Here is a 9,971-nt window from a genome sequence, read left to right on the forward strand (position 1 = left end):
TATATTATCCTTTACACAAATATAGCAAATATCGAGGAATTATGTGACTTTTCTTATGATTTTCTTTGTGAAAAATATTGTTTGTTATATTATTTAAGTAAGATTAAGTAGCCAATTATAAAAGTATAGATTATTATGTAGTTAAATTGAGTACGAATGGGGGAGCAAGTTTGTTATTTACTGAAGAACAATTAAAATCATATTCTAAACCTTTATCAGAATCTGAAAAAGAAAAGTGTGAAAATTCAATAAGAATTATCCAAGAATCTCTGGAATCATTGGGATATGAAACAAAAAATGGTATACACAGAAACAATGAAGATACACTATCATATCAAATTAAAATGACTAATTCATCGAAAGATTATGAACTAAGTATATTTGTGAAAGGTTCGTATGCAACAAATACCAATGTAAGACAAAATAGTGATGTTGATATTGCAGTGGTAAAAGAAAATGAATTTTTTGGTAAATATAGGGAAGGTAAAACTAGAGAAAATTATAAATTTGTTTCTAGTAATAAGCCTCCGTATCATTTTAAAGATGAAGTAGAAGAAGCTTTGATTAAAAGATTTGGAAGAAGTGAGGTAAGAAGAGGTAATAAAGCAATTAGAATCAATGGCAACACTTACCGTAAAGAAACAGATTGTGTACCTTGTTTTAGATATAGAGATTATAGTAATGATTATATAGATGATCCAAATAATTTCATTGGAGGAATCACAATTTATTCAGATAAAGGTGAACGAATTATAAATTATCCGGAACAGCATATAAAAAATAGTGTTATAAAAAATAAAAATACAAATTATAGATACAAAAAGATGGTTAGAATAATAAAGGAAATAAGATATCAATTAATAGATAGTAAAAATGAAAATGCGGAACAAACTTCTTCATTTGGAGTTGAAGGTTTGTTTTGGAACATACCGGATTACAAATATAGCAGTGGTCTGACTTTAGGAGATACATTTAATGCATTAATTACATTTTTAATAGACAATATTGATAAATTAAGTGAATTTAAAGAACCTAATGATATTCTATATTTATGCGATTCTCAAGAAAAAAATAGTGCTTATAAAAATTTTATTCTAGATGTAAAGAATTATTTTGAATATAGTGGTGAGAAAAAATATGAATGACAAATTAAATCATTTGATTAAAATAAATGGGATCTTTACAGTAATTATTGGATTATTATTAATTATAATATCATGTATTATATGGCATATAGACTGGATAGATATCATAAGTTACACTATAACAATATCAACATTTCTCACTATAGGATTTGAAAGGTTTATGTGGAAGTGTAAATTCTTTCGTATATTTAATAAGCAGCTCGATATATCAGGAGTCTATGAAGCAATTATCAGATATACTCATGGAAAAGGTGGAGTTAAAAAAGTTGAAGTGAAAATAAAGCAAACATTTTTAACTGTAAATATTGAATTAAAAAGTGATGAAATTACTAGTAATAGTATTACCGCAGAAATTATTAATGAAAATGGTAAAAACATTTTGTATTATACTTATATAACAAGTCCGAAAGCTGAATACGAAGAGAATAATCCTATTAATCGTGGAACAACAAGATTAATTGTTGAGGAAACCGAATTAACTGGAAATTATTGGACTGGAGTAAAAACTACAGGCGATTTAACACTAAAAAAATTATATTAGAAAATTGATACCAAAATAAATTAAATTTATTTTGGTATTTCTAGCAATATTACTTATAAGGGGAACCTTATCAAAAACCGCATCATTTATGATAACTCTCACAAAAACATAACAGCAATTCTCATAAACCTCATACGTTCCGATACGTTCAAAATCCCTTTATGAAGCGGCTGAAAAAACCGCATCATTTATGATATGCTTCCCCACGCATGATCTTAAATGCGCGATACACTTGTTCCATCAGGATGACTTTCATCATTTGGTGTGGGAAGGTCATTTTGCTGAATGATAGGGCGTAGTTGCTGCGTTGTAATACTTTTTGATGCAGTCCGTTTGATCCGCCGATGATAAATGTGATGTGTGAATTGCCTCTTGTCATGAGGTTATCGATTTCTTTACTGAGTCCTGCGCTTGTTAACATTTTGCCTTGTATTTCCAGGGTAATAACGTAACTGTCTTGTTTGATTTTAGACATGATTCTGTCCGCTTCTTTTTCCTTCACTATCTCTATATCTTTATCGCTCATATTATCGGGTGCTTTTTCGTCTGCTACTTCGATGAGTTCTGTCTTTGTATATGCACCTAAGCGTTTGTTATATTCATCTACGGCTTGTTTCCAGTATTTCTCTTTTAGTTTACCTACCGTTATGATTGTTATCTTCATTTTTATCCACCTTTATTCATCTTGTTAAAAGTTATCCACATGTTATTAACTTATGCACAGTTTTCTCTATTATTATATCAACAATTTTAATTTTTTGTACGTTTTCTAAATATTAAGTCGTTTATTTTTATACATTTTATTATGATTTATCCACGGATTTATATACATTGTGGATAATTTCGTGGATAACCACCTATATTATTCACAGTTTGTGGACATTTGTGTATAACTGTGGGTATATGTGTGCACAAACTAAAAAGATATCCCCAACTCTATAATTGGGGATATCTTTTTTAAATGTAGTATATGGGTGTTGCTTTTTCTTTATCTGTATCACATAAAATGACTTCTTTATTTGTATCAATATCATGTTCGTTTAATACTTGCCCAACGCTCATTCTTGCTAAATCTTTCATGTTGTTGTCTTGGCTTAAGTGTGACAGATAGATACGTTTCGTGCTACCTGTTATTACATCACACATTGCATGTGCTGCATCTTCGTTAGATACGTGACCCATGTCGCTTAATATACGTTGTTTCGTCTTCCATGGATATTTGCCCATTCTTAACATATCCACATCGTGATTACTTTCGAATACAAAGGCATCACTTCCGTGTATCATACCTTTCATGCGGTCTGACACGTAGCCTGTATCTGTAATCATCGTTAACTTTTTATAGTCGTTGTTAAAGATATAGAACTGTGGGTCTATTGCGTCATGTGACACACTAAATGATTCGATATCCATACCTGCTAAAGTCTTTGTTTCATATGGTTCGAAATGGAACTTTTGATCTAGTGGTATGTTTTTATCTTTAGCTTCTATCATTTGCCATGTCTTCTTGTTCGCATAGATAGGTAGTTTATACTTTCTTGCGAGTACACCTAACCCTTTTATGTGATCGATATGTTCGTGGGTTACTAAGATACCTTCTAAGTCGCTGATGTTACGGTCAATTTGTTGAAAGAGACCTTCTATTTTCTTTCCTGTTAAGCCAGCATCGACAAGTAGGCTTCCTTTATCTGATTCTATATAAGTGGCATTTCCTGTACTGCCACTTGCGAGTACGCTCATTGCGATCACAAGTGTTCATCTCCTTTAATTACTGCTTCTCTTACGATTCTTCTAAGACGGTAGATTCTGGTTTAATGGCATCGATATACAATGTCTTCGTTTCTGTTTTACCGTCTTTTTCGGATTTTATTTTAACTTCCCATGACGGTACAAGTACTTGTCCGCCTATTTCTTTAACGACACTGTAATAGCCTAACCTTACAGACTCTACTTTATCACCTTTTTTAAGGTACGTGTTGTAATACAATGTCTCTAAAGCTGTCTTAGCATCTGCTATCGTACGTTTATTGTTGTTGTCGCCATTACCTGGTTTAAGTTTATCTAAATACGTTTGTGTATACGACTTAGCTTTACCATTATCCATATCTATGACAATTTGTCCTTTGTTGTTGTTGAGTATTGGTAAACCTTCATAGTTTTGTTCATAGACGACTTTGTTTTTATCTGTGTTATTCTTTTTATATTCATAATCTTTACCTTTAAAAGCATCTTTGTTAATGAAGCTCTTAAATGATGACTGTTTACTATCTTTATCTAAATCTGCATCAATATCTTTATTGATTTTCGTGTCTTTTTCACTTAATGAATAAACACCTTCAAGCTCATCTGAATCGAACGATTTACTACTACCTGTTATGGCTTGCATCTTCTTATCTCGATATTCTGGTAACTGCGGGATGTCTATGCCTTCTTTAGCAAAATTAACATCTGATTGTGCGTTTGATTCTTGAACGATAGAATTATTTACTTTATTAAAGTAGACAACGACCAATCCTATATTAATGAGAATAAACACAATGATGAAGAGTGACTTAGCATGTTTCCAATCCATTAAGAAAGCCCTCCATTCTCGTACCTTTTCCATTCACCGTCATATTTCACATACCATTTCGGTGTAAATTCAATCGTGTCTTGTAAGTTATTAATTTCGTCTTTTGGTAATGATAAATCATAGCCAATTGCTATATTCGTAACTTTGTTAAAATCAATCGAACCATTAGAAGCTAGGCTAAATCTGACTTCTTCTGATGAAGGTAATTTATCCGCTTCTTTTTTAGACGGTACGGCTACTCCTGTTGTAATAAGACCGCGATTGTATTCATTAATCGTATCTCTACCCCACACCGCTTCTATAGATGATAACTTATCATCATTAAACACTGGGTAATTATTTAAGAACATTTGATAGTCTATTTTACCAGACTTTTGATCTGTACTAAACAGACGGAATTCATCTGTATAACCTGCATGTTCATTAATAAATTTAAATGAATTTGTAATTGATTTTGCCATATCTTTTTGACGATTTTCATCTTCTGATAAATTCGTATAACGATATGTTTGTTTCGCTTCGTTCACGGTAGAAATCCCCGTATTGTTGTTATACGTCGAAACGTTATGTTCATTACTACGCGCAATCACCGAATCACCGAGAATAACATCATTTAATTCAGATACGGATATTTTGTTAGAAACGTAACGGTAAATATTCATATTATCTGCATTCTCTGGTGCATAAATTTGGTAGATTTCATTCGTAGTCGTTTCATTTGTAATCATGCCTGTATAAGGCTTCAAATCTGGTGCTGCTTCTTTATTCACCTTATCAAATTGCGTGCTTTTAATATTGGTCTGTAGTTTAACAGCCTTTTGCTTATTCTCACTTAAAAGATACACAACAGCTTCTTTCGTTGATTTCGTATCTACAAGAATTCGATCAAAATTAATATTAGGATAATAGTTCATATTCATACCTAATACTTGGTTTAAGTACATTTCACTCGGGATGCTATCAGGGAAGTCTAAAATCGTATATCGTTCAGATAAATCTTCAAGTTGAACGACTGACTCACTGCTTAGAATATCAACTTTCTTCACTTCTTTACTCAACAATTGGTCAGTAATCTTCTTGATGTCTTTCACGTTAGACGTCCCTTTCACGTCCGTGCCATTTCGATTAATCATTCTAAACGGCATAATCACACTATCAATAGGCTTACTAATTTTAGGTCCAATAGAAGGTGTTTCTGTATTCACATCTGTTTCTAAATCTGTTAGTTCAGGTGTAAATGTCCATACGCGGTATGTCATAAACACACTGATAAGCACAAGGATTATGAGGATAGCAGATTTAATCAGTTCTCTATTACGCATCCCAATCACCAAACTCATCTTCCATGACTTCACATGGCAATGTTATATAGATGGATGTACCTTGACCTTCTTTACTGCTTGCCCATATTCTACCTTTATGTGCTTCTACGATTTCTTTAGTGATGGCTAAACCTAAACCTGTACCACCCATTTTACGTGCTCTCGCTTTATCTACTCTGTAGAAACGATCAAAGATTTTATCTACTTTATTCACTGGAATACCGATACCATTATCTTTAATTTGTATTGTCATTCGATTATATAAAGTATTTTGTTTCACATGAAACTCTACACGTTTATGAGATTCTTGTGAGTATTTAATCGCATTTGTAATAACGTTATCAAACACTTGTGTCATCTTATCTGGATCAATTTCAACGAATAAACCTTTAACAGGTATATCTCTAATGAATGTCACGTTCTTACCTTGCGACATTTCGTGTCTGTTAATGATTTTGTTAATAAACATATTAAAATCAATCAATTCAGAGTTCATTTGATCGCTTGAACTGTCCATTTTAGAAAGTTGTAATAAGTCATTCACAAGACGAATCATACGGTCTGTTTCTTCACGTGTAACATTTAAGAATGTCGGTGCAACTTCAGGATCACGCCAAGCACCTTCTTCTAATGCTTCTATATAACTTCTCATAGATGTTAACGGCGTACGCAATTCATGTGAAACATTCGCAACGAATTCGCGACGTTCATTTTCTAAAATGTGCTGCTCTGTAACATCATGTAATACGGCAATATAACCATTAATAAAGCCTGTATCTTGAATAATTGTACTGAAGTTAACACGTGCAATAATGCCTTCTTCACTATTAATATCAATAATGAAACTATCATTATTCTCTTGTAAGTCATCTAATGAATAATCATCGTCAATATTTAGAATATCTAGTATATGTTTCGCTTCTACATCAGCACGTTCTAGACCTAACATTTTAAGGGCCATTTCATTAATAATACGTACGCGACCACGTCTATCAGTGGCAAGGACACCATCGCTCATATGCGTGATAACCGAGTCTAGACGACGCTTTTCACTTTCCGTATTCGCTTGTGCTTCTTGTACACGTTTAGATAAGTTGTTAAATGACAGCGCAAGTTCACCGATTTCGTCATTTCCGTATATCTTAACGCGCTGCGTATAGTTACCTTTAGACATCTCTAACGTTTGGTTACGCATGTCTGATATAGGTTTCGTAATCGTTCTCGCAATGAAGAAACCGAGCACGATTGTGATCAATAATGAGATTGCTGTACCGATGATGAAGATTTGGTTAATGTTGTTTAACTGCTCGTAAACAGAATCAATATCTGATTCAACATATATATCTCCGACAACTTCACCTTCGTATTCAACAGGTTTATTTTTGATCCATACTCTATTACTATCGGATGAATCATTTTTTAATACGATTTTATCATTAGCTTTTCCTAATGATAACGCCTTTTGTACAGAGCTATCGTTTACTTTTTGATTGACGGTATTTTGATTCGTAGCTTTAGATGTCGCCACAATAATTTGATCTTGATCAATAAACTTAATCTCATCAATTTCAGTTCTATTGGCATAATCATCTAATATATTTTGTATTTCTTTTTGGAAGTTCCGATTTGGATCTTCTGAGTTGTACGTTTTCTTTATGTTGTAATTAATCTGTTTCACGTGTTGTTCAATATTTGTCTTGAAGTTACGTGTCAGTTCTTTCTCAAGACTATTTGTAAAATATAATCCAATAATTTGCATACCAATTATGATTAATAAAACATAAATAACGACAAGTTTAATGTGTAAGGACTGAAACTTCTTTAGCCAATTCATAATATCAGCCTACTCTTGTGTTTGTAGGAAATAACCCACACCTCTACGCGTCACAATATATTCTGGGTGTGATGCATCGTCTTCGATTTTCTCACGTAGACGACGTATCGTAACATCGACTGTACGTACATCTCCAAAATAATCATAACCCCATACAGTTTGGAGTAAGTGTTCACGCGTCATAACTTGTCCAATATGTTTTGCTAAATAATGAAACAATTCAAATTCACGGTGTGTCAATTCGATATCGACACCACGTTTTTTAATTGAATATGCATCAGGGTATACCGTAATATCTTTAATGACGATTTCATTTGTTTCTTCGTCTTCTGTTTGTGTTGGTTGAGAATAATGTCTACGTAAGTTTGCTTTCACACGCGCGATTAATTCACGTGTTGAAAAAGGCTTCGTCACATAATCATCTGCACCTAACTCTAACCCTAGAACTTTATCAATTTCTGAGTCTTTAGCTGTTAACATAATGATTGGCATTTCAAATTTCTTACGAACCTCTCTACATACTTCCATACCATCTCTACCAGGTAGCATAATATCTAATAATACGATGTCTGGTTCTTCTGCATATATCAAATCTACTGCGTCATTACCGTCATATGCGCAATAAACATCATAACCTTCTTTTTTTAAATTAAATTCAAGTATATCTGCAATTGGTTTTTCATCATCAACGACTACTATTTTTCTAGCCATACATTTACCTCATTTCTTTTTGAAAATAAGTATCTCTAAGCACACAATTGTGCATGATATCCTATACTATAATTTAACACTATTTGTCTATTAATTCTATTGTTTGACGTTAATCTATGATTGAACAACAAAAAAATGCTTATCGTTATAACGATAAGCATTAAAAGCGGTCCCGACGGGAATCGAACCCGCGATCTCCTGCGTGACAGGCAGGCATGTTAACCGCTACACCACGGGACCTTATGTATAAAATTGAGATGGTGACCCCTACGGGATTCGAACCCGTGTTACCGCCGTGAAAGGGCGGTGTCTTAACCGCTTGACCAAGGGGCCTCTGTTTAACACAAGATTGATTATAGCATGACTAATATACAGAAGACAAGATTTTATTTTAAATTTTTTATATAATAAATATAGAAGTACTAAAAAGGGATGATAATATGGAACAAGCACAAGTTATTAGAAAAGGACATCGTAAATTACGTAAAGGAGAAATCCTCAAACGATTCATATTTATCACCATCGGCAGTATATTAATGGGGGTAGGGTTAGAATTATTTTTAGTTCCTAACAATTTACTAGATGGTGGCATTGTCGGTATCGCAATTATTTTGAGTCATCTCACCAATTTAAAGCTTGGATTATTTATCTTTCTACTAAATATTCCGTTTTTCTTTTTAGGATACAAGCAGATTGGTAAGACATTCACGATTTCTACAATTTACGCAATTACAATATTATCTATTACAACAGCCTACTTACATCATTTTGATCCTTTTATTAAAGAAGCATTTTTAGTAACGATCTTTGGAGGCGCAATTATTGGTTTAGGTGTAGGTCTCGTAATACGATATGGCGGATCTTTAGACGGATCTGAAATCAGTGCTATCTTAATCAGCAGTAAAGCACCATTTTCAGTAGGCGAAATCGTCATGTTGATTAACTTCTTCATATTTACAGCTGCAGGATTTGTATTCAATTGGGAATCAGCGATGTTTTCCGTTATTGCTTATTTTATAGCTGCTAAGATGATTGACGTAACCGTTCAAGGATTTGATGAATCTAAAGCCGTATGGATCATCAGCGATACATATAGAGATATCGGAGAAGCCATCAATGACCGACTCGGTAGAGGTGTGACATATCTGAATGGAGAAGGCGCATATACAGGCGAAGATAAAAAAGTCGTATTCTGTGTCATCACACGATTAGAAGAATCCAAACTAAAAGATATCGTAACAGAAATAGATAACACCGCATTCCTATCAATCGGTGACGTGAGCGAAGTAAAAGGCGGACGATTTAAGAAAAGAGAAATACATTAATCAATCACAGTAACATGCATAAGAATTTATGATTTCAAAGTACAGATAGACGTCTATGATTGCGGACAGTCTTAATTAGGAAGCCTGATTAAGTTAGAGTTGAGAGCGCAGTTGGTAGACAACCTTGAAATGATAAGTTTTTATGCTTTTTTTGTTGGGGTGTGGTGGGGATGGTGTGAGTTTGATGAGGGTGTCCGCGGATGTATGGGGGTGAGGATCGTTGAGGATGGGGGTGAGGATCGGGTTCAAGATGGGGTTGATAGGTGATCTCTTGGCTTTATTCAGGACTTAAGCCATGACTTGGGACATCTCTTGGCTTTATTTGGTAGTTAAGCCAAGACTCGGGCGATCTCTTGGCTTTATTCAGGACTTAAGCCATGACTCGGCCAATCTCTTGGCTTTATTCAGACGTTAAGCTAAGACTTAGACAATCTCTTGGCTTTATTCAGGACTTAAGCCATGACTCGGCCAATCTCTTGGCTTTATTCAGACGTTAAGCTAAGACTTAGACAATCTCTTGG

Annotated in this window: 9 protein-coding genes and 2 tRNA genes; 3 read left to right on the forward strand and 8 right to left on the reverse strand. The window is 33.7% G+C overall.

Features of this window, described 5'->3' with window-relative positions; translation table 11 throughout:
- Nucleotides 1-170: 170 nt before the first annotated feature.
- Complete coding sequence (locus LQ673_RS05840; protein WP_239745018.1) at nucleotides 171-1,145, forward strand: nucleotidyltransferase domain-containing protein; 975 nt, start codon at nucleotides 171-173, stop codon at nucleotides 1,143-1,145.
- On the forward strand, nucleotides 1,138-1,686 hold the full coding sequence (locus LQ673_RS05845) for a Cap15 family cyclic dinucleotide receptor domain-containing protein (protein ID WP_065381409.1): 549 nt from the start codon (nucleotides 1,138-1,140) through the stop codon (nucleotides 1,684-1,686). Before LQ673_RS05840 ends, LQ673_RS05845 begins: the two co-directional genes overlap by 8 nt.
- A 184-nt stretch (nucleotides 1,687-1,870) precedes the next feature.
- Here the strand turns inward: LQ673_RS05845 and rlmH are convergent, their stop codons facing one another.
- The 8 genes from rlmH to LQ673_RS05885 all read right to left on the reverse strand — a co-directional run bounded on the left by rlmH (nucleotide 1,871) and on the right by LQ673_RS05885 (nucleotide 8,458).
- A complete protein-coding gene (gene rlmH / locus LQ673_RS05850) occupies nucleotides 1,871-2,350 on the reverse strand; it encodes a 23S rRNA (pseudouridine(1915)-N(3))-methyltransferase RlmH (protein ID WP_239705801.1) in 480 nt (159 codons plus the stop codon).
- A gap of 293 nt (nucleotides 2,351-2,643) precedes the next feature.
- A complete protein-coding gene (locus LQ673_RS05855) occupies nucleotides 2,644-3,426 on the reverse strand; it encodes an MBL fold metallo-hydrolase (RefSeq protein WP_025906269.1) in 783 nt (260 codons plus the stop codon).
- Between the two features lie 40 nt (nucleotides 3,427-3,466).
- Nucleotides 3,467-4,258, reverse strand: coding sequence for a two-component system regulatory protein YycI (locus tag LQ673_RS05860; RefSeq protein WP_204188935.1), 792 nt, complete (start codon nucleotides 4,256-4,258; stop codon nucleotides 3,467-3,469).
- Nucleotides 4,258-5,598, reverse strand: a complete 1,341-nt coding sequence (locus LQ673_RS05865; RefSeq protein ID WP_239745019.1) for a YycH family regulatory protein — start codon at nucleotides 5,596-5,598, stop codon at nucleotides 4,258-4,260. The genes LQ673_RS05860 and LQ673_RS05865 overlap by 1 nt, the downstream gene beginning before the upstream one ends.
- On the reverse strand, nucleotides 5,573-7,414 hold the full coding sequence (gene walK, locus LQ673_RS05870) for a cell wall metabolism sensor histidine kinase WalK (RefSeq protein ID WP_037589684.1): 1,842 nt from the start codon (nucleotides 7,412-7,414) through the stop codon (nucleotides 5,573-5,575). Before walK ends, LQ673_RS05865 begins: the two co-directional genes overlap by 26 nt.
- Before the next feature lie 9 nt (nucleotides 7,415-7,423).
- Complete coding sequence (gene yycF / locus LQ673_RS05875; protein ID WP_025906262.1) at nucleotides 7,424-8,125, reverse strand: response regulator YycF; 702 nt, start codon at nucleotides 8,123-8,125, stop codon at nucleotides 7,424-7,426.
- A gap of 167 nt (nucleotides 8,126-8,292) precedes the next feature.
- Nucleotides 8,293-8,365 (reverse strand) — tRNA-Asp (locus tag LQ673_RS05880).
- Between the two features lie 18 nt (nucleotides 8,366-8,383).
- A tRNA-Glu gene (locus tag LQ673_RS05885) sits at nucleotides 8,384-8,458 on the reverse strand.
- A 107-nt stretch (nucleotides 8,459-8,565) separates the two neighbouring features.
- Between LQ673_RS05885 and LQ673_RS05890 the strand changes: the two genes are divergently transcribed.
- Nucleotides 8,566-9,450, forward strand: coding sequence for a YitT family protein (locus tag LQ673_RS05890; RefSeq protein ID WP_025906261.1), 885 nt, complete (start codon nucleotides 8,566-8,568; stop codon nucleotides 9,448-9,450).
- Nucleotides 9,451-9,971: the final 521 nt, after the last annotated feature.

This window comes from Mammaliicoccus sp. O-M54, from assembly GCF_022386035.1.
In the GTDB taxonomy this organism is placed as follows: Bacteria; Bacillota; Bacilli; order Staphylococcales; family Staphylococcaceae; genus Mammaliicoccus; species Mammaliicoccus sciuri_A.

Excerpts from the sequence above, each read along its gene's own strand:
- LQ673_RS05845 (WP_065381409.1), top strand. The coding sequence starts at position 1,138 with ATGAATGACAAATTAAATCATTTGATTAAAATAAATGGGATCTTTACA.
- rlmH (WP_239705801.1), bottom strand. The coding sequence starts at position 2,350 with ATGAAGATAACAATCATAACGGTAGGTAAACTAAAAGAGAAATACTGG.
- LQ673_RS05855 (WP_025906269.1), bottom strand. The coding sequence starts at position 3,426 with ATGAGCGTACTCGCAAGTGGCAGTACAGGAAATGCCACTTATATAGAA.
- LQ673_RS05860 (WP_204188935.1), bottom strand. The coding sequence starts at position 4,258 with ATGGATTGGAAACATGCTAAGTCACTCTTCATCATTGTGTTTATTCTC.
- LQ673_RS05865 (WP_239745019.1), bottom strand. The coding sequence starts at position 5,598 with ATGAGTTTGGTGATTGGGATGCGTAATAGAGAACTGATTAAATCTGCT.
- walK (WP_037589684.1), bottom strand. The coding sequence starts at position 7,414 with ATGAATTGGCTAAAGAAGTTTCAGTCCTTACACATTAAACTTGTCGTT.
- yycF (WP_025906262.1), bottom strand. The coding sequence starts at position 8,125 with ATGGCTAGAAAAATAGTAGTCGTTGATGATGAAAAACCAATTGCAGAT.
- LQ673_RS05890 (WP_025906261.1), top strand. The coding sequence starts at position 8,566 with ATGGAACAAGCACAAGTTATTAGAAAAGGACATCGTAAATTACGTAAA.